The sequence below is a fragment of the Streptomyces clavuligerus genome (assembly GCF_005519465.1).
In the GTDB taxonomy this organism is placed as follows: domain Bacteria; phylum Actinomycetota; class Actinomycetes; order Streptomycetales; family Streptomycetaceae; genus Streptomyces; species Streptomyces clavuligerus.
This window is the reverse complement of the sequence record NZ_CP027858.1, coordinates 6376148-6397828: the sequence shown is the minus strand read 5'-3', so window position 1 is coordinate 6397828 and position 21681 is coordinate 6376148. Positions and strand designations below refer to the sequence as shown.

The window sequence follows — 21681 nt, the reverse complement described above, 5'->3', positions numbered from 1 at the left end:
CGAGAGCGAGCGGGACCGGGCGGGGCGGTACGCCGTCTCCCGCTTCCACGAGCGGTACGGGGCCGGGCTGCCGCTGCGGCTCCCGGCGGTGTCCGCCGGGGTGCCGGACGGCGTCCCGGCCGCCCCGCCGCCGGAGGCGCGGAGCCGGCGCGCCCGGCCCTGGACGCCACCCACCGCCACGTCCCGGTGCACCGGGACGTCCGACCCGGCAGCGTCCTGATCGCCGAGGGCACCGACAGCGACCACCCCGAGCCTGTGTGTCCGACCGACTCCGGACGGACGCAGAAGTCGCCGTCGCCGACCGGGTTCACCACGGTGGGACCGTTCGTGGGCACGCTGGACCATGTGGCGCCGGAACAGATATCCGGAGAGCCGGTGGACGGCCGGCGCGACGTCCACGGGTTCGTGTGCGTCGTCTTCGAGACCCTGGCGGGCACACCCCCCTTTGAACGGGAGGACGACATGGCCCTGCTGTGGGCCCATCAGTCCGACGCCCCACCCGCGCCGCCCGTGCTGAGCGCGCTCCGGCCCGATCTGCCGTCCGCGGTGGACGCCGTCCTGACGAGGGCGCTCGCCAAGAGCCCGGACGGACGGTACGACTCCTGCGGACTCTTCGTGACGGCGCTGCGCGGGGCGGCGGCGGGCACGGTCGCGGACGGCCCGCCGCTCCCCGTGGCGGACCCGGGTACACCCCCGGAGCGGAGGTCGGAACGGGACCGTCCGGGACCGTCTCCCGCTCCGCCGGGATGGGCCCGGCCCGTCGTCATCGGCCCCTGGGCCCACCGGGCCCTCCCGGGCGCCCGCGGCCGTTGCCGCGCCCGCCTGCGGCCCGGCCGAGCGCCCCGCCGAGCACCCCGGTGACCAGCCCCCAGAGCGCGGCGAGCCCCAGCGCCGACCAGATCCGGGGCCGCAGGGAGACCTCGCCGAGAAGACCTCCGCCGAGATCGCCGAAGCCGGGCACGAAGAGGGCGGCCCGCACATCCACCGCGACGGTCAGACAGATCATCAGCACCGTCAGCACCAGGGCGACCGCCATGCGCAGCGCGTGCCGCCGGAGCGGGACCCCGGTGGACGAGCGCGCGGCCATGACCACGGCGGCGGCCAGGGTCACGACGGCCGCCCCCACCAGGAGCCACCAGACCCACCCGTCGTGCGCGGAGAGGGTGGAGAGGTTGACGACGCCCCCGTCGGGGGCGCGCAGCACGGAGTCGAGCGCCCGGGGCACGGGCAGCCCGAAGGGCCCCTGGACCCGGCCGTCCCAGGTGGCGCCGAGGCCGAGGGTGAAGGCGAGCCAGACGAGGTTGGGCAGACCGAGCAGCAGCACGGCGAAGGTCTCGGCGGGACGGCCCCGGGTGGCCGCGACGACGAGACCGGCGAGCAGCCCGGCCACGACGCAGACCATGAGCAGCAGGAGCATGGCGTACGCGGCGGGCCGGACCGGCTCCTGGAAGCGCAGCAGCCGCGCGGGGAGCGGGGCGCCCCGCGCGACGGCGAGGGCCAGCAGCGCCACGCCCGCCGACCAGAGCAGTCCGAAGACGAGCGTGAGCGGGACATCCGCGCGGAATCCGGCGCGGGGGACGGTGCCGAACAGCGCGCCGATCTCGGAGACGGCACCGCCGGGCGAGATCTCGAAGCTGGCGCGGGCGGCGGTCGCGAGGAGGACCAGGGCGAGTGCCCACAGCAGGGCCAGCCGGGCGGCCCAGCCGCTGAGTTCGCGGGCTCCGGTGACGGCGCGGTGGCGCAGGGGGCGCAGAAAGCCGCGGGCGAGGACGAGCGCCCCGGCGAGCGTCACGGACAGCGGCAGGACGGCGATCTCGGCCCGGGTCCCGGCGATCGGTCCGGCGTCGCCCACGGCATCGACGGTGCCGCCGACCGCGAGCACGACGACGGCGGCGACCACCCGGAGGAAGGCGCCGCCGGGGAGCTGGGCCGCCCCGGCGGCCCAGCTCCCGAGGGCGGCGGTGACGACGAGGGCCGCGAGAGCGGCGGCCACGGCCGCGAGGGCCCGGCCCCAGCCGTGCGGGGCCCGCTCGGCGGTGTCACGGCCCCGGGCCCGCTGCTGGCTCACGCCGCCACGCTAGGCAGCCCCCGGGGCGCGCGCCCGCCGGAGGGTCCGTCCGCGCGGCTCCGCCCGGCGGCCGTCGCCCTTCTGGACGCGTCCGTTTGCGGGGCACGGCGGTCCGGGGCGCACAATGATCGGACATATGCCCGGAACGCGGCGCGACAGGGCCTTTCCGCCCATGGTGCCGCCCCACGGGAGGAAGAGCCCATGAGCGCCGAGCCTCCGCCGTCCGAACACCCCACGGGGCCGCCGTCCGGCCCGCTGTCGGACGGCACCCGCGACGGTTCCATACCGCCCCCGCCCCCGCCGTCCGGCGGCGGACCCGGGGGCGGAGCCGCGGCCCCGGAGCCGGAACCGGGCGGCGGTGTTCCCTGGTGGCGGTCCGCGCCCCGGGTCGCCGCGCTCGCCGCGGCCGTCGTCGTGGCGGTCGTGCTCGTCGTCGTCCTCACCCGGCCGGGCGGCTCCGGCACCCGGCAGGAACTCCTCCTGGAGGCGGCCGGCTCCCCCGGCCCCCGCCCGTTCACCGCGACGACCGCGCGGCCGGGGGGCGGGCAGCCCACCGGGGCGCCGAGCACCGCTCCCCAGGACACCGGCACGACCCAGGGGGTGTCGGGGGCGACCCAGGGTCTGTACGGCGGCACCGTGCAGGTGTCGAGCTGCGATGTGGAACGGCAGATCAGCTATCTGGCGGCGGACCCGCCGAAGAACCGGGCCTTCGCGTCGGCCGCGGGGATCGGCCCCGGCGCGGTCCCCGACCGCCTCCGCTCGCTGACCCCCGTGCAACTGCGCCTGGACACCCGGGTGACCAACCACGGCTACGAGAACGGCGGGGCCACCGCGTATCAGGCGGTGCTCCAGGCCGGTACGGCGGTGCTGGTGGACGACCGCGGGGTGCCCCGGGTGCGCTGTGCCTGCGGCAATCCGCTCACCCCGCCGGAGGCCCAGAAGGGCGGCACGAAGGTCACGGGCGACTCCTGGCCCGCGTACAACCCCGCCCGGGTGGTGTTCGTCGAGCCCGCGCCCGTGACGCAGTTCGTCCTCTTCGACGCGGAGAACGACCGCTGGTTCGCCCGGCCCGCGGGGGACGACGGGACGACGGACCGGCCCGTGCCGCCGCCGTCGCGGCAGGCCGTGGTGGCCTGTCCGGCGCCGTATCCGGCGGGCAGCGTCTGTCCGAGCGGTGTGCCGACGCCGTCCGTGGCCCCGCCGCCGAAGTCCGCGTCACCGGAGTCACCCGGGACGCCCGCGGGCACACCGCCCCCGGCGAGCCCGCCGGGGACGGCACCGGCCTACGCGCCCGGGGACGGGACGACCGGGCCGCCCGCCCCGGCGGGCTGACGGGCCGACGGACCCGGAGCGGTCGCGGCAGCGGGCCACGGGACGGCCGCCGGGGCGGATCAGCCCAGTTCGAGCGAGGTGGCGCCGAAGATCCGGTCCGTCCGCACCTCGGGAGCGGGGCCCGTGTACATCCGGACGGTCGGGAACTGTGCTTCGAGACCCCGGTCGGCGGCGAGCGCGGCGGCGGGCGCCAGCGGTTCGGGCATGTCGACGGCGACCACGTCCTCGGGGCCGAGATGCGCGGTGAGGCTGTCGAACAGCGCCTCGGCGTCGTCCCGGCTGTCGGCGAAGAGCGGACCGATCCGGTTCCCGTCACGGCTGGGCCGGATCACCCCGTAGCCGGTGACCCGGCCCTCCCGCAGCCGCGCGTACGCGGTGTGGCCGGGCGCGGTCAGCCAGCGGGCGAGGAAGGCGGGCCGCTCGGCCGGGTGGCACCCGCTGTCGTACGCGGTGATCGCGGGCAGCCGCTCCGGGGTGACGGGCACGGTGCCCGCGGCGACCTCCCCGGTGCGCCGGGGGCGGCCCGCCCAGCGGACGTTCCCGTACGCGGGGCTGAAGCCGGAGCGCTCGTAGTTGGCCTGCTGCGCGGGGACCGCGTCCAGGCCGACGAGCCGATCGCCCGCGTGCGGGAAGGCGGCCCGCCAGGTGGCGAGGCCCAGGCCCCGGCCGCGCGCCTCGGGAACGACCAGGTAGAAGCCGAGGAAGGCGTACCGCTCGTCGTAGTTGACGACGGAGACCGCCGACACGGGCTCGCCGTCGATCCGGCCGATGAAGAAACCGGCGGGGTCGGTGGGGTGGAAGCAGGCGATGTCCCCGTCACCGGGGTTCCAGCCCTCCGCCGCGGCCCACTCGGCCATGAGGTGCCAGTCCTCCAGCGGGGCGGGGGCGACGGTGAGTCCGGTCGCGTCCTGGGTGAGGGGGTTGCTCATCGTACGGGTGTCCTTTCGGTGTGGTGCCGTGCCGCGCGCTGCGTCGTGCCCGGTCCGGTTGTGGTGGTGATCGGTCGGCCGTGTTCCGCCGGCCGTGTTCCGTCGGCTGTAATCGGTCGGCTGTGTTCCGTCGGCCGTGATCGGTCGGCCGTGTTCCGCCGGTCGTGCTCCGGTCGCCTCGTTCCTCCTCAGATCAGGTCCATGGCGGCGACCTCGTCGGGGCTGCCGTAGCTGACGGGCCCCTGGAAGCGTCTGCGCGCGGTGGCGAACCACCAGGCGGTGGCGACGGCGAGGACCGCCGCGAGCGCGATGGGCGCGTAGTTGAAGGTGGTGGGGGTGATCGGGGAAGCGTGCGGAAGCATGAAGAGCACACTGCTGGCCGCGATCCAGACCACGGCCGTCAGCGCGATCGGGACCCCCCAGCGGCCGAGGTGCCAGGGCCCCGGCCGGAACTCCTTGCCGAGGCGGAGCCGCAGCAGGATGGGCGCCCCGTAGGCGAGGTACAGACCCACGACGTTGACGCTGACGATGGCCGTGAAGGCGGTGTGCGACCACCAGGCGGGGGTGATCAGCAGCAGCGAGCAGGCGGCGGCCAGCCACACCGCCTTGACGGGGGTGCGGGTCCGGGGGGACACCGAGTGCCACAGCCGTGATCCGGGCATCGCCCCGTCGCGCGCGAAGGCGAAGATCTGACGGGTGTTGCTGGTCATGTTGGCCAGTCCGCAGAAGAGCATCGCGCCGATCACGACCAGCAGCAGGAGCTTGGCCGCGCCCGTGCCCAGCGCGTCGACGAGAATCCGCACCGGCGGCGCGGAGGCACCGGCCACGGCGGAGTAATCCCGTATCGCGTACACCAGGGCGAGCATCAGCGCGAGTCCGGTGACCGCGGAGGCGGCGATGGCCCGGGTGATGCCCTTGGGCGTGTTGACCGTGGCCCGCACGGTCTCCTCCGACATGTGGAAGCTGCCGTCGAAACCGGTGAACGTCCAGCTCGTCACCAGAAGTCCGAGCATCGCCGCGTACAGCGGGCAGTCGAAGCCGGTGCCGTTGTGGAAATGCGTGGCGAAGGAGGCGGGTTGGTGACGGGTGGGCACCAGGGCGAGGGCGGCGACGATGACCGACATTCCGATGAGCAGCCACCAGACGGAGATCCGGTTGAGGGTGGCGACGAGCTGGACGGTGTAGGTGTTGGCGAGCGCCTGCACCAGCAGGATCGCCGTGGTGATCAGCACGGTCCGCTGCCCGGTGGGCGTGTAGCCGGGCCACTGCATCGCGACGAACGCCTGGATGAAGGTGGCGGCGGCGTAGCCCGTCGCCGCGGTGCCGCCGATCTGGCCCACGAAGTTGAGCCACCCCGTGTACCAGGACCAGGCCCCGCGATGGCGCCGGGCGAGTTTCCCGGCGGAGAAATAGAGCGCCCCGCTGGTCGGATAGGCGGAGGCGATCTCCCCCATGGCCGCGCCGACGAACAGCACCATGAGGGAGACACCGATCCAGCCGAAGACCAGAATCGCGGGGCCGCCCGCCACCATGCCGAAACCGAAGGCGGAGAAAATACCCGAGATAATGTTGATGATGGTGAAGGAGATGGCGAAATTGTCGAATCCGCGGAACCGCCGGGTGAGTTTTCTCGGATATCCCATCGCATGCAGGGTCGCGTCGTCGTCGAACGTCACCTCGGCACCCGCGCGATGACGCCTTCTCGGCCTCGGGATTCCCGGCCTCCGGACAGTTGTGCGCTCGGACACAACCGTCTCCTTTCCCTATGTCTGGCCGACGGGGGCGGCTCATGTCAGTGGCTGGCTGGTACGGGGAGTCCGCAGGACCGCCGGGCCCGGGTCAGTTGCTCGCCGGGGGGGCCGAAGACGCTCCAGGGCATCCGGGCGGCATAGGGGCCCATCGCCTTCAGCACCTCCCCGGCCTGGCGCGGCCGGCCGGCCAGATGGAGGGCGTGGGCGAGATAGGAGAGATCGAGCACCGGGGTGAAGCGGTACCCGGCGACCGAGGGGAACCAGTCGCTGTAGCTCCCGTCGGCGACGGTGACCCACTGCGGCCGGTGCCAGGCACGGTAGCCGAGGAGGGAGCGCGGGTCGTGCTCCTCGGCGAGGGCGACGAAGGGCAGCAGCCGCAGCGGCGACGAGGCCGGGGCGCGGTGGCTGAGAAAGGTGACGACGTCCCAGCGGGCGCTCGCGGTGCCGCCGTTGCGGCCGAAGAAGAAGGCGAGGAAGCGGTGGTGGGCCTCGCGGTTCCAGGGGTCGAGGCCCAGGGTGCGGGTGAGCAGCCGCCAGGGCCCCGGGGGCGCGGTCAGCAGGCCCCGGGGCGCCGGGTCGAGGGGGCGCCGGATCGGGGCGAGGGCGAGCCTCGCCACCCAGGGGGTGGGGTCGTCGGGCAGCATCCGGGCGGCGCGGTCGCAGGCGGTCTCGGCGATGTCGGCGAGCAGGCCCGTGCGCGGGTCCCCGGCGTCGGCGGCGCGCAGCGCGCGGACCATCGCGACCCTGGCCCATAAGAGGGTGGACTCGGGGCCGGGGTCCTCCCCCAGCCAGCGCTCGGCGAGATCGGAGTCGGCGGCCTCGGAGGCGAGCACCAGGGAGCGGTGGGCGCGGAGGTCGTAGTCCCCGCGGGACTCCTGGAGCACGTCCCCGGCGCTGAGCACGCGCCCCGCCTTGACGTCGATGCACGCGCGGGCGAGCCGGTGGTCGTCGGCCGCCGGGTGCCAGACGTACTGTCCGTCGAATGAACCAGCAGGCACGATCCCTCCCCGATCCCCCGTACGGCACAACGCCGTCCAGAGGTTTTCACGCCAGGCCGCATCAGGCCGGACGATCCTCATGAGTCGTGGATCACCGGCAGCGGGACCACACACTACTCACGATCAAGTGAGAGAGAAAACACTCGTCCGAGTAACCCTCGGGACGCTTAATCGACGGGCCGCCGGGGAAGACGCCGTGGCATGGCATATGCCGATATCATCTGCCGCCCGAGGATTCCCCCGTGAAATTAGGAAGCACGTCACCCGTTCGCATGGGCATGCGAAACCCCGGGGCCCATGGCTCGTTGGGCGGGCATGACCAACGCACGACGCGCAACGCTCATCGCCTCGGTGTGCCTCACCGCCGCTGTCGCGGCCTGTGTGTTCCCCGGGTCCGCGAACGCGCAATACGCTCCCGACACCGTGACCATCGCCCCGGCGGCCGAGATCGCCCCGGACGGCACCCTCACCCTGAGCGGCACCTACCGGTGCTCGTCACTGCGCTCGGGCCCGGTGCTCATCGGCGCCAAGGCCCTCCAGGGCGACGCCCGCGCCGAGATCGACGGCGCGCGGGCCGTCTGCGACGACCGGACGCACACCTGGCGCGAGCAGGCCCTGCCGGACGGGACCTTCCGGCCGGGCGCGGCCCGGGGCGAGGCCGCCCTGGTGCACCTCGACAACTCGCAGGGGTTCGTCCCGTTCCCCGTGGTCCTCAACGCGGACAAGGCCCCGCTGACGCTGCGCCGGGGCTGAGCCGGGTACCGGCCCGTACGGCCCCGGACCCGCCGGGCGCGGGCAGCGGGGCCGTACGGGCCGGTCGCGGGCTTCGGCCCCGCTCCGCGCGGTACGGGCCGGGCGCGCGGCGGTCAGTCCCAGCGGGAGGCCAGCAGCAGCGCGATGTCGTCGGCGCGGTCCGCCGCCGCGCGCGCCTCGCGGATCAGCCGGTCGGCGGTCTCCGCCAGCGGCGAGGCCCCGCACGCGGCGAGCGTGGCGCGCACCCGTTCCACACCGTGGTCGATGTCGATCCCCGGCCGCTCCACCAGGCCGTCGGTGTAGAGGGCGAGCACCGCGCCGGACTCCAGGCGCAGTTCGGTGACGGGGTAGTCGGCCCCGGCGTCCACCCCGAGGACGATCCCGCCCTCCAGGTCCAGCACCCGCGCCCCGCCGCCCGGGGCGTGCAGCAGCGGCTGCGGATGTCCCGCCCGTACCGCCTGGGTCAGGCCCGTCGCCGGGTCGACGACGACATAGCAGCAGCTCGCGAACTGTCCCGGGTCGAGGTCGATCAGCAGCCGGTTGGTGCCGCTCATCACCTCCTGGGGGTCGTGGCCGCTGAGCGCGAAGGCCCGTACCGCGCTGCGGAGCTGGCCCATCGTGGCGGCGGCGGAGACCCCGTGGCCCTGGACGTCCCCGATCACGAGGGCGATGCTGTCGCCGGTCTCCACCACGTCGTACCAGTCGCCGCCGACCTCCATCCCCTGGGTGCCGGGGAGATAGCGCCCCACGGTGGCGGCCTTCGTGAGCACGGGCAGCCGGTGCGGCAGCAGGGCGTCCTGGAGTCCGCGGGCGAGGGCCGCCTCGCTGTCGTAGCGCTGGGCCCGCTCCAGCGCCTGGGCGATCAGTCCGGCGAGCGCGGTGAGCACGGTGCGTTCCTCGGGGCTGAACGAGCGCGGCTGGTCGAAGCCGAGGATGCAGGAGCCGACGGGGCGGCCGGAGGCGAGCAGCGGCAGAAAGGCCCGGGCGCCCACGGCGGCGTCGAGCGGGATGCCCGGGTAGGCGGCGGCCAGCCGGTCCATCGACTCGAAGAAGAGCGGTCTGCCGAGGGTCAGCGTCTCGACCCCGGGCAGCCGGGCGTCGAGCGCCACCCCGTCGAAGCGGTCCAGGAAGCCCTGGGGGAAGCCGGTCTCCGAGGCCAGGAAGAGATGCCGCTCGTGCAGCAGATAGATGGCGAGCTGGCCGCCGCCGAAGGCCGGGAGCAGCTCCTCGGTGACCACGCGGGAGACCTGACGGGCGGTGACCGCCTCGGTCAGGGCGATGGCGAGGGCGACCGGCCGGTAGAAGGCGGCGGCCTGGCCGTCCGGCGCGCCGGTGCCCCCGATGGGGGTCCCGGCGGGCCCCCCGGGCGGCGGGGCGCCGGTGGCGGACATCTCCCCGGGCAGCCCGGGGGGCTCCTGAGCGGGCTCGTCCGAGCGCAGCAGACTGACCGTCACCCCGTCGTGGCCGGGGTAGAGGGTGAAGGAGAGGAAGTCGTCCGGGCCGCGGCGGGCGACGAAGGTGACCGCCGCGTGCGAGATCAGGGCGGCCCGGAAGTGCTCCTCGTACACGGGCCGGCCGAGCCAGGGGAAGACGTCCCACAGCACCCGGCCCGCGAGTTCGGGGCGGCCCCGGCCGAGCAGGGTCTCCGCGCCCTGGTTGAGATGGACGATCCGGCCGAGCCGGTCGAGGGAGAGCACACCGCGCGGCACCCGGTCGGTCAGCTCGGCGATGATCGGGGCGACGCCGAGATCGAGGACGAAGCCCTCCAGCCGGCCGCCGGGCTCCTCGTTCCCGGAGAGTTCGACCAGATAGGGCCTGCCGTCGGGGCCGGGCAGCCGGATGCGGCGGGAGATGCCGCGGCCGGAGTCGGCGGTCCGCCGGGCGAGCGCCCACAGCCCGAGGACGTCCTCGCGGGCCAGCCCCTCGGTGAGGGCGTCGATGGTGCCGGGGAACTCCCCGGCCCCGACACCGAGGATCGCCCGCATGCCCGCGTCGACGGCGACGGTCCCGGAGCCGAGGTTCCAGGTGAAGCGGCCCGTGCGCACGGGGGGTGTCAGGGCCGCCGGGAGCTGGACGGCCAGCGGCTCGCCGCCCCACTCCACCCGGATCCCGCGGCGGCTGAGCGCGCCGAGGGCGATGCCGAGGCGCCGGGCGACGGAGTGGATGCGGTGCCGGTCGCCGTCGTCCACCGGGCGGCCCGGGGTGGCCCGGCGCAGCACGGCGAGGACGCCGAACCGCTCGCCGCCGCCCGCGACGGGGACGTAGAGCGAGCCGAAGGGGAACGGGAGGCCCGCCATGAGCTGGGGAAAGCGGCGGATGGAGTCCTCGGCGTCCGCCAGATGGACGGCGCGGCCCAGCCGATACGCCTCCGCGACCGGGAAGGGCCGGTTCACATGCATGCGCCACCAGGGGCGGAAGAGCCGGCCGGGCAGCCCGGCGAGGACGGCGAGCCGCAGCAGCCCCTCGGTGGGGGTGCGCAGATACACCCCGCCCGCGTAGCCGCCGACGGCCTCGATCGCGGCGACGGCCGCCTGGGAGAGGACCAGGTCCAGCTCGTGCGGCGCCCGCCCGTCGCCCGTCGCCGCCCCGGGTGGGCCCCCGAGGCCGGGCTGCCGTTCCGGCGCGGGGGGTCCGGTCACGCCGTGCCTGGTCACACAGTCAGCATGCTCCCGCGCCGCGTCACCGCGCATCTCTGCGTCGAGGGGCCGGGGCCGTCACCGCGTGCCCTGTCCCGGGACCGTCACCACGCGCCCGGCCCCGGGACCGGGCCGCTCCGGCTCAGAGGCCGAGGTCGCTCAGGCCCGGGTGGTCGTCGGGGCGGCGGCCGAGCGGCCAGTGGCAGCGGCGTTCCGACTCCTGGATGGGGGTGTCGTTGATGCAGGCGAGGCGGACCCGCATCAGACCGGAGTCGTCGAACTCCCAGTTCTCGTTGCCGTACGAGCGGAACCAGGTGCCGGAGTCGTCGTGCCACTCATAGGCGAAGCGCACCGCGATCCGGCGCTCGTCGTGTGCCCACACCTCCTTGATCAGCCGATAGTCCAGTTCCCGCGCCCACTTGCGGGTGAGGAAGGCGACGATCTCGTCCCGGCCGGTGATCCATTCGGCCCGATTGCGCCACCGGGAGTCCTCGGTGTACGCGAGGGCGACCCTGTCGGGTGTACGGCTGTTCCAGGCGTCCTCGGCGAGACGGGCCTTCTCGGCCGCCGTCTCGCGGGTGAAGGGAGGGACGGGGGGCTTGCCGGGCATGGCATCTCCTGAGGCGTGGGACGGCGGGCGGCTCCCGCCGCCGCGCTGGACGGCGGGCACCGGACCCATAGCGGAGAACGTTTATTCTCTCCGTGCTCCGCAGCGTAGAGAGAACGATGGTTCTCGCGCAAGCCGTATCGCCCGCCGGACCGCCGCGCCCCTCGGCGGTACCGCCCGCCGCCCGCGCCGTCCGGGACGGACCCCGCACCCGGCCCGTCCGCCATCCGAGACGGACGGGCGGGCGGGGGCCGACTCCCCGCCGGGCAGCGGCGGCTGGGCTATGTTGAGCGGGAGTGGCGGGACGAGAAGGAGTGACACCGGTGTCATCCGACCAGCGGGCACGGGCCCTGGCAGCCGCGATCACACCGGGCGGACCCGCCCCCGGCACCGAACCGGCCCCCACCGACCGGCTGCTCGCCCTCTTCGGCGGCCACCGGCTCTCACCGGGGCAGCGGCGGATCGCCCGCTACATCACCGACCATCTCACCGAGGCCGCCTTCCTCTCCATCACGGACCTCGCCGAACGCGTCGGGGTCAGCCAGCCCTCGGTGACCCGCTTCGCCGCGTCCGTCGGCTTCAGCGGCTATCCGGCGCTGCGGGAGGCGCTCCAGCCGATCGCGCTCTCGGCGGCGGCGCCCGCGCCGGACGCGGAGGACGGGGCGCGCCGCAACGAGCTCCAGGCCGCCGTCGACGCCGAGATCGAGAATCTGGAGGCCCTGCGGCGCACCCTCGCCGACACCGACCAGGTGCTCTGCGTCGGGCGGGAGCTGGCCCGCTCCACCCCGCTGACCGTGCTCGGCCTGCGGATCTCCGCCCCTCTCGCCGAGTACTTCGCGTACGCGGCCCGGCGCATCCACCCCGATGTCCGCACGGTGACCCGGGGCGGCAGCGTCGCCTATGACGCGCTTCTCCAGTCCCGGGAGGCCGGCGGGAGCTGGGTGCTGGCGTTCGCGATGCCCCGGCACGCCCGGGAGACCCTGGCCGCGATCCGCGCCGCCCGTTCCACCGGGCTGAAGGTCGCCCTGCTGACCGATGCCGCGCTCGGGCCGCCGGCGGACGAGGCCGACGCGACACTGACGGCGGCCACGGGGTCGCGGCTGGTCTTCGACTCGTACGCCGCCCCCGGGGTGCTCTCGGCGGCGCTGCTCCAGGCGATGGCCGACGCCGACCCCCAGCGGACCCAGGCCCGCCTCGAAGGGTACGAACACGCCGCCGAGCAGCACGGGTTCTTTCTCGACGACTGACGGAACCGCCTCACAGGGCCCCGGGGAACGGGCCGTTGGTCACGCACCGTGTTCGTATGAAATTTTTCATACCCTTGCTTACTCGACGGTATATATGTTTACTGCTCGATATCACCCGGCATCCGGGGACGGCACCACCCCGGCCGCCCCGCACCCGTAGCGCTCTCTCCTCCTTCCTCCTCTGTGGTGTGCCGGTTCTCCCTCCGGCGGTCTCCCTGCCGCGCCTTCGGGCGCGGGGACCCAGCCACCAAGGACCCCTGAACCGGAGTCCGGGGACGACGCCTCTCCTCCTCGCGTCCGATCCGCGGCGCTCCGTACGGGCGGCTCCGAATCCCCTGCGGACCGTCCACCCCGGCGGTCCCGGCCTACCCCTGGGCCGGGGCCGCCGAAAACCTTTCCGCCGGGGGCTCTTCCGTCCGCCGTGCGCGCCCGCGCCCCGCCCGCTTCCCCCGGCCGCGCGCCCCCCTCCCGTACCAGCCCGCCGACGGCCCTGTGGGCCGGTCACACCAACAGGTGTGCCCCCGCAAGTTTTCCGCAAGGACCGGGCAAGCCTTCCGCTCGGCGACCTCGGGCAATCAGGAGGCAGAGGGCCGGTCCGGCCCTTCCCGCAGCAGACCAACGGGGGGCGCCATGCAGGCGTTGAACACGATCGCACCGTCACCGTCCTTACCGTCGCCACCACCGGCGCCACCCGGGCGGGCGGCGGCCACCTCCCGACCGGCGGCCGTACCGGGGGCGTTGACGGCCCCGACGGCGGCCCCCGTGCCGTGGCAGCCGGGGCCGGGCGGCCAGTGGGTGACCCTGGCCGCCCGCAGGAAGATCCTCGCCGTGGTCCACACCGTTCCCTACGCGAAACGCCTCCTCGACGTTCTCGCCCTGCTGAAGGAGGACTTCCGGCTCCAGACCGTCTTCACCGCCCCGCCCCACGCCTTCGGCGACGGCGTACCGTCCTTCCTCGCCCGGCTCGGAAGCCCCGTGCTCCCCTGGGACGAGGCCCTGCGCACCGACTTCGACCTCGCCCTCGCCGCCGGGCCCCGGGGTGTCGAACGGCTGCGCGCACCGCTGATCACCCTGCCGCACGGCGCGAACTATGTGAAGCGCGTCATCACGGCGGCAGGCTCCCAGGTCGCCGGGTTGCGCCCGGCGGATCTCACCCCGGGCGGCAGGCTGCCCGCCGCGGTGGTCGTCCCGCACCACGCCGACCTGACCGAACTGGCCCGCAGTTGCCCGGACGTGCTGCCGCTGACGCATGTCGTCGGCGACCCGGTGCACGACCGCATCACGGCGAGTCTGCCGCTGCGCTCCGCGTACCGCGCGGCCCTCGGGGTCACCGACGCGCAGAAGCTGGTGGTCGCGATCTCCACCTGGGGCCCCTCCTCGTCCTTCGGCCGGTTCGAGACCCTGCTGCCGCGTCTGATCACCGAGCTGCCGCCCGAGGAGTACCGCACGGCCGTCCTCGTCCACCCCAACATCTGGTCCGGGCACAGCCCCTGGCAGGTCAGGACCTGGCTGGGGCGCTGGATCGAACGCGGTGTCGCGCTGCTGCCGCCCGCCGCCGACTGGCGCAGCGTGCTGATAGCGGCCGACCGCCTCATCGGCGACCACGGCTCGGTCACCCTGTACGGCACGCTCACCGGCGCCCCGATGCTGCTGGCCGCCTCGCCCGAGCACGAGATCAACCCGGCCTCGCCCGCCGCCGCGCTCGCGGTCACCGCGCCCGCGCTCTCCCCGGTGGAACCCCTCGCCGGGCAACTGGAGTACGCGGCGGCCGAGTACCGGCCCGAGGAGTACGCGGCGATCAGCTCCCGCATCACCTCGGAACCCGGGCGGTTCAACCGGAACATGCGCTTTCTGATGTACCGGCTGCTGCGGCTGGGACAGCCGGCCCACCCCCCGGCGACGGTCCCGCTGCCCGCGCCGCACCCGATGGACTCCTGGGCGGCCACCGGCTGGGAGGCGCCCGTATGACCGGTGCGCCGCGGCTCGTCACGGTGGAGCTGATCCCCACCCGGCCCACGGCACGGTGCGGCGGTCCACGGCACCGGCCGGTCCCGGCCGCGCTGCGCGCCCGCGGCGGACGGCTCTCCCGCCCCTATGTCCTGCCGGTACCGGCCGGGGGCGCACGGCCGGTACCGTTCGGCCCGCTGGACGAGCATCTGGCCGTGGACGTCGACCGCTGCCGGGAACCCTGGGCGCTGGCGTGCGCCGACGTCCTGTACGCCGGGTGCCCCCGGCCGGCGGGCGCCGCGCTCGGGCTCCTCATCGCCCTGCGCGCGGCGCATCCGGGCTGTCCGCTGGCCGCCGTTCCCCTCGTGGGCGGGGTCTGGGCGGCAGCGGCGGGGTCCGAGGGGCGGGTGCTGACCCTCCCGTGTCAGGAGGACCCCCGGGACTCGCTGCTGCCGTCCTGTCTGCACGCCTGGCTGGTGGCGGGCGGCTCCCCCGGCGCGTTCGCGCCGCCGAGGGCCGCCTCCAGCCGCTCGGCGTCGTCCGGGCTGGTCGTCCGGTAGACGGCGACCGCCCGCTCGTACCACTCCCGGGCGGCGGGCCCGTCCCCGCCGTCCCGGGCGCTGTCCGCGAGCATTTCGAGGGTACGGGCCTGCCAGTGGCGGGCGCCCGAGCCGGTGAAACGGTCGAGGGCCTCCCGCAGTTCGGCCATGCCCTCCGCGTACGCGCCCGAACACACCCGGGCGCGGCCGAGGAGCGCGAGGGCGCGGGTCGCGTCATGCGGGTCGTCCACCTCCAGCAGGGTGGCGCGGGCCCGCCGGAAGTGGCCCATCGCGGCGGCCGGGTCGCCCTCGGCGAGGGACACCTCGCCGAGGGTCGTCCGGGCGAGCGCCGTGCCCCGGCGGTAACCGCAGCCGTCCCACACCACGATGGCCCGCTCCAGCAGCGCCGCCGCCCGGTCCGGCCGGCCCGCCCGCCGGTGGCAGAAGCCGAGCCCCAGCAGCGCCTGCCCCTCGTCCCGGACATCACCCGCCGCGCGGGCCGCCCGCAGGGACTCCTCGTACCACTCGGTGGCCGTGTCGATCCGGCCCGACGCGCCGAGGCCGATGGCCCCGGAGTTGAGCATCTGCCGCTCGGCGGCGCCGTGGCCGTCCCGGCGGGCCGCGTCCCGGCCGATCTCGTGCGCCGGTATCCACAGGTCGTAGTGGCTCAGCCGGAGGAAGAGCGGCCAACAGGCGTCCACGAGCTGCCAGGCCGTGGCGTACCAGCCCCGCTCGTGGGCGGCGCGGACGGCGGCCATCAGTCCGTCCCGGTGGGAGTCGAGCCAGCCGAGGGCCCCGGTGTCGTCGTCGAACGGCAGCGGCAGCCCCGGCGAGGGGAGCTTCGGGGTCCGGGGCAGGACCGCCTGGGCGGGGGTGAGCCCGCGCTGCGCGGCGGAGGCCGTCTCCAGATACCACTCGCACACCCGTCTCAGGGTCTCCTCGCGCGCGATCGGGCCGTCCTCCCGCAGGGCGCGGCCCTGGGCGTGCACCCGGACGAGGTCGTGGAAGCGGCAGCGGTCCGGGCCGGTCTCCTCCATCAGATGCGCCTCGATCAGCTCGTCGAGACGGCGCTGCGCCCAGGCGAGGCCCTCCCCGCAGGAGGCGGCGGCGGTGCGGGCGTCGAAAGTGCGCAGCGGCAGCGCGCCGAGGGCCCGGTAGAGCAGGGCGGCGGGCTCGCTCAGGACGTCGTACGAGGCGTCGAGGGCCTTGCGCACAGTCGCCTCGCCCTCCACCTCCAGCGCGGTGAGCCGTTCGGAGTCCGGGGTGAGGGCCCGGGCCAGGGCCTCGACCGGCTGGCGGGGCCGGGAGGCCAGCCGGGCCGACGCGAGACAGACCGCCAGCGGCAGCCCGGCGCAGAGGGTGACGACCTCCCGCACGGCCGGGAACTCGCTCTCCACCCGTTCGTTGCCGATGGTGCGGCGGAGGAGTTCGATGCCGTCGTCGGTGCCCAGCGCGTCGAGGCGGTGGAACTCCGCCCCCTCCAGCCGGAGTCCGGAGAGCATCCGGCGGCTGGTGACGGTGACCAGACAGCCGGGGCCACCGGGCAGCAGCGGCCGGATCTGCGCGGCGGTGAAGGCGTTGTCGAGCATGACCACCATCCGGCGGTCGGCGGTGCTGGACCGCCACAGCGCCATCTGCTCGGTCGGGTCGTCGGGCACGGAGACGGCGCCGAGGGCCCGCAGAAAGCGGCCGAGGACCTCGCTCTGGGTGGCCGGGGTGTCGGGGTGGTGCGCGGGCGGCGGGTCCGCGGGCGCGTGGCCCCGCAGATCGGCGTAGAGCTGCCCGTCGGGAAAGTCCTCGTCGAGGGTGCGCAGCCAGCGGGAGACCAGCGTGGTCTTGCCCACCCCGGCGGGGCCGCTGACGACGATCAGCGGGCGCTCCCCGGCGCGCAGGGCGGTGAGGGCGTCGATGTCCGGCTCACGGTCGATGAAGTGGGCGGGGACGGGCGGAAGCTGGCGCGGGACCGGCCGCGCGGGGGCCTGCGGGGGCGGGTGGTGGAGGTGTATGCCGCCGTGCACCTCGCCCGCCTGGACGGTGTGGCCGAGGAACCGGGCCGATCCGCCGATGGTGTTGGGGCGAGCGGGTGCGCCGGGGTCCGCGCCGGGCCCTTCAGGGGGGCCGACCGGGGGGCCGCCGCCGGGAGTGGTGCCGTCCGTGGTGGTGCCGGTCCCCTCGTCGCGGGCATCCCACGCTGTCATCCACGAGCCCCCTCAGTCGCCTGTACGGGTCCGCTAGTTCCTACCCGGAGCGTGGTCAATCACGCGACCACGGCTGACCGAGTCGATCAATTCTTGAACGATATCCAGCCAGTACGGTGCCGAACGCGGGGTCCGCTTGCCGGGGCCGCCGGGCTCCGGTAAGGGGCGGGCGGCCCCGGTGGGGGCGGCTGCCCGACAGGGGCCGTCCAACGGGGGCGGCGGACCGACGGGGGCTAGCCGACAGGGGCGGCGGCCGGGCTGAACCAGGCCGGGCCCTCGGTCAGCGCCTGCGCGATCCGGAACCGGGCGAACTCCCTCAGCTCGGGCAGGGCGTCCAGCGCGAACCACCCCACCTCCAGCGACTCGTCGTCATTGACCCGGGCCAGGCCGCCGGTGGCGCGGCAGCGGAAGCAGATGTCCATGTACTGGCAACGGTCGCCGTTGGGGTAGGTGACCGGCCGGGGCAGCCCCTGGACCAGGACGACCCGCTCCGCCGTACAGCGCACCGCGGTCTCCTCGTACACCTCGCGCACCGCCGTCCCGGCCGGTTCCTCACCGGGCTCCGCGATCCCCCCGATGATCGACCAGAGGCCGTTGTCCGCCCGCCGGACGAGCAGCACCCGCCCCTCGTCGTCGAAGACGACCGCGCTGACACCCGGCAGCAACAGCAACCGGTGCCCCGCGGCGGCACGGATCTCACGGATGAAGTCGGGAGTGGCCATGCCGCGAGCCTAACCCGGGCAAGATCCTCTCTTCCGGTGACTCGGTCTTCCGTTTGCTCGGTCCGCCTCGGGGCGAGGCGGGCCGTTCGGCCCGGGAGCCAGGTGCGGACGTGCTCCCGGGCGGAGGCGGGGCGGGTCAGTCGGCGGCGGTGGTGGGACCGGCCGCGCGGCGGGCGCGGAGGGTGGTGGTGGCGGAGGTGCCCAGGGCGCCCGCGGCGAGCAGCAGCAGCGCGATCTCGGGCCAGACGCCGAGCCGTGTCGCCGGGGTCAGCGAGGAGCGCAGCGGCACCTCCTCGACCAGGACGTCCGGGGTGAACATCCCCGACTTGCTGATCACCTTCCCGTCGGGGGTGATCACCGCGCTGACGCCGCTGGTGACCGGCACGACCACGGTGCGGCTGTGCTCGACCGCCCGCACCCTGGACATCGCGAGCTGCTGATAGGTCATCTCGCTCCGCCCGAAGGTGGCGTTGTTGCTGGGGACGGAGATGAGCTGGGCGCCCTCGGTGACGGTGTCGCGGGCCATGTCGTCGAAGGCGGCCTCGTAGCAGGTGACGAGGCCGACCTTGGTGCCCGCCAGGTCGAAGACGCCGATCTTGTCGCCGGGGCCGAAGTCGCGCCGCACCCGGTCCACGTCGGAGCTGAAGAGGCGGACGACGGACCGCATCGGGATGTACTCGCCGAAGGGCTGCACATGGCGCTTGTCGTAGGTGTCGACGGGGCCGTGTTCGGGGTCCCACGCGATGAGGGTGTTGCGGAGCTTGCCGGTGTCGGGGCTGAGCACCGCGCCCACGACGGTGGGCACCCCGATCGCCCGTACGGCCTCGTCGATCACGGCGCGGGCGTCGGGATTGCGGTAGGGGTCGAGGTCGGAGGAGTTCTCCGGCCAGAGGACGAAGTCGGGCCGCGGGGAGCGGCCCGCCGCCACATCGGCGGCCAGCTCCTGGGTGCGCCGCGCGTGGTTGTCGAGGACCGCGCGGCGCTGGGCGTTGAAGTCGAGCCCGAGGCGGGGCACGTTGCCCTGTACGGCGGCGACGGTCGCGGTGCCGTCCTCGGCGGACGCGTCGACCAGCGGCAGTGCCGCGAACGCCGCTGTGACCGGCAGGAACAGACTGAGCAGGGCGACGGCCAGCGGCCCCCGGGGCAGCTCGCCGGTGCGCCGGAAGGCCAGGGCGCGCCGCACCAGCTCGTACAGCCCGAAGCCGCACAGGACGACGGCGAAGCCGAGCACGGGGGTGCCGCCGACGGCGGCGAGCGGGAGGAAGACCCCGTCGGCCTGGCCGAAGGCGATCTTCCCCCAGGGGAAGCCCCCGAACGGGACCCGGGCGCGCGCGGCCTCGCCGAGGATCCAGACCGCCGCCGCCCACAGCGGCCAGGCCGGGAGCCGGCCGACGACGGCGATGCCCACGGCGGTGGCGGCGATGAACAGCGCCTCCACGGCGGCGAGCGCGATCCACGGGACCGGCCCGACCTCCTCGCCGGTCCATATCAGCAGCGGCAGCAGAAAACCGAGACCGCTCAGCCAGCCGAGGCCGAACGCGGTACGGAGGCGCCGTCCGCGCAGGGTCCAGGCCAGCAGGGCGAAGGCGGGCACCGCCAGCCACCACAGCGGCCGGGGCGGAAAGCTGAGGAAGAGCAGCACCCCGGAGGCCACGGCGGCCAGGGGCCGCGTCAGCCGCCGCAGCGGCGGGACGCGCCGGGCGGTGGCGGGCTCGGGGGTGTCGACGGCGGCGATGGTGGTGCTCACCTGCCGGAGTCTACGGCGAGGGGGTATGCGCGCGTCGTCCCGGGCGCGTCCCTGTGGACAACTCCGCAGGGACGCGTCCCTGGGGACAACTCGGTCACCCGCCCGGGGCCCGGCCGGGCCGCCCGGGACGGGTGCGCGGGAGGGGAACGGGGGGATCAGATCTCCGCCGGGGTGCCCGTGGGCGGACGGAGGCGGTCCCGGATGGCGCGGACGGCGGCCTCGGCGTCATCCACGGTCACCGTGAAGGTCCGGCCGTCACCCAGGGTGACGACGATGCCCTCGCCCCGGCGCACGATCACGGCGGTGCCCTTCTCCGGCCGCCACCGGTAGCCCCAGCCGCCCCACTGGCGCGGGGTGACACTGGGGGCGAATTCGGCGGCCACCACCTGGGCGAGGGGAATCCGGCGGCGGGGCAGCCCCAGATGGCCGCAGCGGACCTCGACCGCGTCGCTGTCGACCCGTACCGCCACATGGACGAAGGCGAGCGTCCCGTAGAGCATCAGCAGTCCCACGGCGACACAGCCGATGACGGCCATCAGCAGCGGTGCGATACCGGACGACCAGGAGGACCGGACGGCCAGCTCGATACCGAGGACGACGAAGGCGGCTCCCGCCAGGGCGAGCAGCCACTGCATCCGATTGGTCGCGCGGCCGGTCCACACGGCGGGCGTCGGCTCCGCCGGGGAGGCCGCGGGATCGCGGGGGTGGTCCCTCATGTTCGCAGCGTACCCAGGGACCGGCGGGTCGGCATCGGCTCCATGAGACGCATCACCCATCGGACATGTCACACGATGCCCGACATGGATCGCCGACGGGAAGAACGCCTCCGCCACCTGCCGGAACGGGCGGCGGGGACGGTGTTCGCGCGCGTACGGAATCGTTCGCGCGTACGGGATCGTGTCGGCGCGGTCCTCGGCGGGGTCAGCCCCCGAAGTCGGCCCCGGTGGCCAGCGGCTGGAGCCCGCGGCCCTCGGCGTAGCGCAGCGCCCTGTCGGGCAGGGCGGACGCCCGCCCACTGAGCAGCACGGTCAGCGTCCCGGACGCGGTGGCCCCCGGCGCGGGCGCGGCCCCGATCCGGCGCAGCGCCTGGGCGGCGACGGCTCCGGCGGACCCGTGGAGGGCCACGGGGGTCCCGATGGCGTCCCGGATGCGCTCGGCCACGAGTTCGTAGTGGGTGCAGCCGAGGACCACGGCCCGGGTGTCCCGGGGGGTGCGGGCCGCCGCGGCGGCCACCGCCCGGTCGATGGCCTCGTCGTCGGCGTGGTCCACCGCGTCGGCGAGACCCGGGCAGGGCACCTCGGCGACATCGACGGCCCCGGCGAACCGGCCGATCAGGTCGCGCTGGTAGGGGCTGCCGGTGGTGGCCGGGGTGGCCCAGATGGCGATGGGACCTCCGGCCACGGCGGCGGGCTTGATCGCCGGTACGGTGCCGATGACCGGGATCGCGGGTTCCAGCGCCGCCCGGAGCGCGGGCAGGGCGTGCACGGTGGCGGTGTTGCAGGCGACGATCAGGGCGTCCGGGGCGTGCTCGGCGGCGGCGCGGGCCACGGCGAGCGCCCGCTCGGTCACCCCCTCCGGGGTGCGCGGACCCCAGGGCATCCCGTCGGGGTCCTGGGAGAGCACGAGATCCGCGTCGGGCCGCAGTCCGCGTACCGCGGCGGCAGCCGCGAGCAGGCCGATTCCGGAGTCCATAAGCGCGATCTTCACCCGGTCACCATAGTCGACAGGCCCCGGTGAGGCGGTCCGGTGGGGCAGACTGCGGCGCATGAGCGCCCTCGCCTGGACCGCCCTCGGTTCCCTGGCCGTCTGGGGGTGGCTGCTGCTGTGCCGGGGCTTCTTCTGGCGCACGGACCAGCGGCTGCCGCGCCCCCCGGGGCCGGGCGGCGAACCGGACGAGTGGCCGGATGTCGCCGTCCTCGTCCCCGCCCGGGACGAGGCGGCGGTGCTGCCGCTCTCCCTGCCGTCGCTGCTGGCCCAGGAGTATCCCGGCCGGGCCGGGGTCGTGCTGGTGGACGACGGCAGCACGGACGGCACAGGCGCGCTGGCGCGCTCCCTGTCCGAGCGGTACGGGGGGCTGCCGCTGCGGGTCGTCTCCCCCGGTGAGCCGCCACCGGGCTGGACGGGCAAGCTGTGGGCCGTCCGCCACGGCATCGACCGGGCCCGCGCCCCGCACGGGGAATCGGCCACCCGCCCCGAGACCCCGGGAA

At 75.1% G+C, this 21681-nt stretch carries 15 protein-coding genes and 2 pseudogenes; 6 read left to right on the top strand and 11 right to left on the bottom strand.

Going from position 1 to position 21681, the window contains the following annotated elements:
- Positions 1–153: 153 nt before the first annotated feature.
- A pseudogene (locus tag CRV15_RS26900) lies at positions 154–861 on the top strand (protein kinase domain-containing protein); the annotation flags it as partial.
- On the opposite strand, the gene CRV15_RS26895 reads toward CRV15_RS26900, so the two are convergent.
- Positions 764–2068 carry a streptophobe family protein gene (locus CRV15_RS26895; RefSeq protein ID WP_222644911.1) on the bottom strand — a complete coding sequence of 435 codons (1305 nt, stop codon included), beginning with the start codon at positions 2066–2068 and terminating at the stop codon, positions 764–766. The pseudogene CRV15_RS26900 and the gene CRV15_RS26895 overlap by 98 nt on opposite strands.
- 201 nt (positions 2069–2269) lie before the next feature.
- Between CRV15_RS26895 and CRV15_RS26890 the strand changes: the two genes are divergently transcribed.
- On the top strand, positions 2270–3400 hold the full coding sequence (locus tag CRV15_RS26890; protein ID WP_009995218.1) for a DUF6777 domain-containing protein: 1131 nt from the start codon (positions 2270–2272) through the stop codon (positions 3398–3400).
- A 59-nt stretch (positions 3401–3459) separates the two neighbouring features.
- Here the strand turns inward: CRV15_RS26890 and CRV15_RS26885 are convergent, their stop codons facing one another.
- The 3 genes from CRV15_RS26885 to CRV15_RS26875 all read right to left on the bottom strand — a co-directional run bounded on the left by CRV15_RS26885 (position 3460) and on the right by CRV15_RS26875 (position 7078).
- The gene (locus tag CRV15_RS26885) at positions 3460–4329 is read right to left on the bottom strand and encodes a GNAT family N-acetyltransferase (RefSeq protein WP_003959391.1); all 870 of its coding nucleotides are present in this window, start codon (positions 4327–4329) and stop codon (positions 3460–3462) included.
- Positions 4330–4517: 188 nt separating this feature from the next.
- Positions 4518–5972 carry an amino acid permease gene (locus CRV15_RS26880; RefSeq protein ID WP_106432008.1) on the bottom strand — a complete coding sequence of 485 codons (1455 nt, stop codon included), beginning with the start codon at positions 5970–5972 and terminating at the stop codon, positions 4518–4520.
- 149 nt (positions 5973–6121) lie between these two features.
- On the bottom strand, positions 6122–7078 hold the full coding sequence (locus CRV15_RS26875; RefSeq protein WP_009995224.1) for a hypothetical protein: 957 nt from the start codon (positions 7076–7078) through the stop codon (positions 6122–6124).
- 315 nt (positions 7079–7393) lie between these two features.
- Between CRV15_RS26875 and CRV15_RS26870 the strand changes: the two genes are divergently transcribed.
- Positions 7394–7831, top strand: coding sequence for a DUF6299 family protein (locus CRV15_RS26870; protein WP_129555068.1), 438 nt, complete (start codon positions 7394–7396; stop codon positions 7829–7831).
- Positions 7832–7944: 113 nt separating this feature from the next.
- On the opposite strand, the gene CRV15_RS26865 is transcribed toward CRV15_RS26870, so the two are convergent.
- Together CRV15_RS26865 and CRV15_RS26860 are read right to left on the bottom strand one after the other, a co-directional pair.
- Positions 7945–10521, bottom strand: a complete 2577-nt coding sequence (locus tag CRV15_RS26865) for a SpoIIE family protein phosphatase (protein ID WP_003959395.1) — start codon at positions 10519–10521, stop codon at positions 7945–7947.
- An 88-nt stretch (positions 10522–10609) separates the two neighbouring features.
- Positions 10610–11077, bottom strand: coding sequence for a nuclear transport factor 2 family protein (locus CRV15_RS26860; protein WP_003959147.1), 468 nt, complete (start codon positions 11075–11077; stop codon positions 10610–10612).
- 320 nt (positions 11078–11397) lie between these two features.
- On the opposite strand from CRV15_RS26860, the gene CRV15_RS26855 reads away from it, so the two are divergent.
- Together CRV15_RS26855 and CRV15_RS26850 are read left to right on the top strand one after the other, a co-directional pair.
- Entirely contained in the window at positions 11398–12321 is a 924-nt protein-coding gene (locus CRV15_RS26855) for a MurR/RpiR family transcriptional regulator (RefSeq protein WP_003959146.1), read from the top strand.
- A gap of 630 nt (positions 12322–12951) precedes the next feature.
- Positions 12952–14289, top strand: coding sequence for a hypothetical protein (locus CRV15_RS26850; protein ID WP_003959399.1), 1338 nt, complete (start codon positions 12952–12954; stop codon positions 14287–14289).
- Positions 14290–14692: 403 nt separating this feature from the next.
- On the opposite strand, the gene CRV15_RS26845 is transcribed toward CRV15_RS26850, so the two are convergent.
- From CRV15_RS26845 to CRV15_RS26825, 5 genes are all read right to left on the bottom strand, one after another.
- Positions 14693–17005 carry an ATP-binding protein gene (locus tag CRV15_RS26845; protein WP_003959400.1) on the bottom strand — a complete coding sequence of 771 codons (2313 nt, stop codon included), beginning with the start codon at positions 17003–17005 and terminating at the stop codon, positions 14693–14695.
- A gap of 233 nt (positions 17006–17238) precedes the next feature.
- Positions 17239–17727, bottom strand: a complete 489-nt coding sequence (locus CRV15_RS26840; RefSeq protein ID WP_003959401.1) for an NUDIX hydrolase — start codon at positions 17725–17727, stop codon at positions 17239–17241.
- A gap of 136 nt (positions 17728–17863) precedes the next feature.
- Positions 17864–19474 carry an apolipoprotein N-acyltransferase gene (gene lnt / locus CRV15_RS26835; protein WP_003959402.1) on the bottom strand — a complete coding sequence of 537 codons (1611 nt, stop codon included), beginning with the start codon at positions 19472–19474 and terminating at the stop codon, positions 17864–17866.
- 155 nt (positions 19475–19629) lie between these two features.
- A complete protein-coding gene (locus CRV15_RS26830; RefSeq protein ID WP_003959403.1) occupies positions 19630–20190 on the bottom strand; it encodes a hypothetical protein in 561 nt (186 codons plus the stop codon).
- 205 nt (positions 20191–20395) lie between these two features.
- A complete protein-coding gene (locus tag CRV15_RS26825) occupies positions 20396–21241 on the bottom strand; it encodes a glutamate racemase (protein WP_009995237.1) in 846 nt (281 codons plus the stop codon).
- On the opposite strand from CRV15_RS26825, the pseudogene CRV15_RS36890 reads away from it, so the two are divergent.
- Positions 21240–21641 (top strand): annotated as a pseudogene (locus CRV15_RS36890) (glycosyltransferase); the annotation flags it as partial. The gene CRV15_RS26825 and the pseudogene CRV15_RS36890 overlap by 2 nt on opposite strands.
- Positions 21642–21681 lie beyond the last annotated feature (40 nt).

What these genes read in the sequence shown, in the direction of transcription:
- CRV15_RS26890 (WP_009995218.1), top strand. Translation starts at nt 2,270, where the DNA reads ATGAGCGCCGAGCCTCCGCCGTCCGAACACCCCACGGGGCCGCCGTCC.
- CRV15_RS26885 (WP_003959391.1), bottom strand. Translation starts at nt 4,329, where the DNA reads ATGAGCAACCCCCTCACCCAGGACGCGACCGGACTCACCGTCGCCCCC.
- CRV15_RS26880 (WP_106432008.1), bottom strand. Translation starts at nt 5,972, where the DNA reads ATGGGATATCCGAGAAAACTCACCCGGCGGTTCCGCGGATTCGACAAT.
- CRV15_RS26870 (WP_129555068.1), top strand. Translation starts at nt 7,394, where the DNA reads ATGACCAACGCACGACGCGCAACGCTCATCGCCTCGGTGTGCCTCACC.
- CRV15_RS26865 (WP_003959395.1), bottom strand. Translation starts at nt 10,521, where the DNA reads ATGCGCGGTGACGCGGCGCGGGAGCATGCTGACTGTGTGACCAGGCAC.
- CRV15_RS26860 (WP_003959147.1), bottom strand. Translation starts at nt 11,077, where the DNA reads ATGCCCGGCAAGCCCCCCGTCCCTCCCTTCACCCGCGAGACGGCGGCC.
- CRV15_RS26850 (WP_003959399.1), top strand. Translation starts at nt 12,952, where the DNA reads ATGCAGGCGTTGAACACGATCGCACCGTCACCGTCCTTACCGTCGCCA.
- CRV15_RS26845 (WP_003959400.1), bottom strand. Translation starts at nt 17,005, where the DNA reads ATGACAGCGTGGGATGCCCGCGACGAGGGGACCGGCACCACCACGGAC.
- CRV15_RS26840 (WP_003959401.1), bottom strand. Translation starts at nt 17,727, where the DNA reads ATGGCCACTCCCGACTTCATCCGTGAGATCCGTGCCGCCGCGGGGCAC.
- CRV15_RS26830 (WP_003959403.1), bottom strand. Translation starts at nt 20,190, where the DNA reads ATGAGGGACCACCCCCGCGATCCCGCGGCCTCCCCGGCGGAGCCGACG.
- CRV15_RS26825 (WP_009995237.1), bottom strand. Translation starts at nt 21,241, where the DNA reads ATGCGCCGCAGTCTGCCCCACCGGACCGCCTCACCGGGGCCTGTCGAC.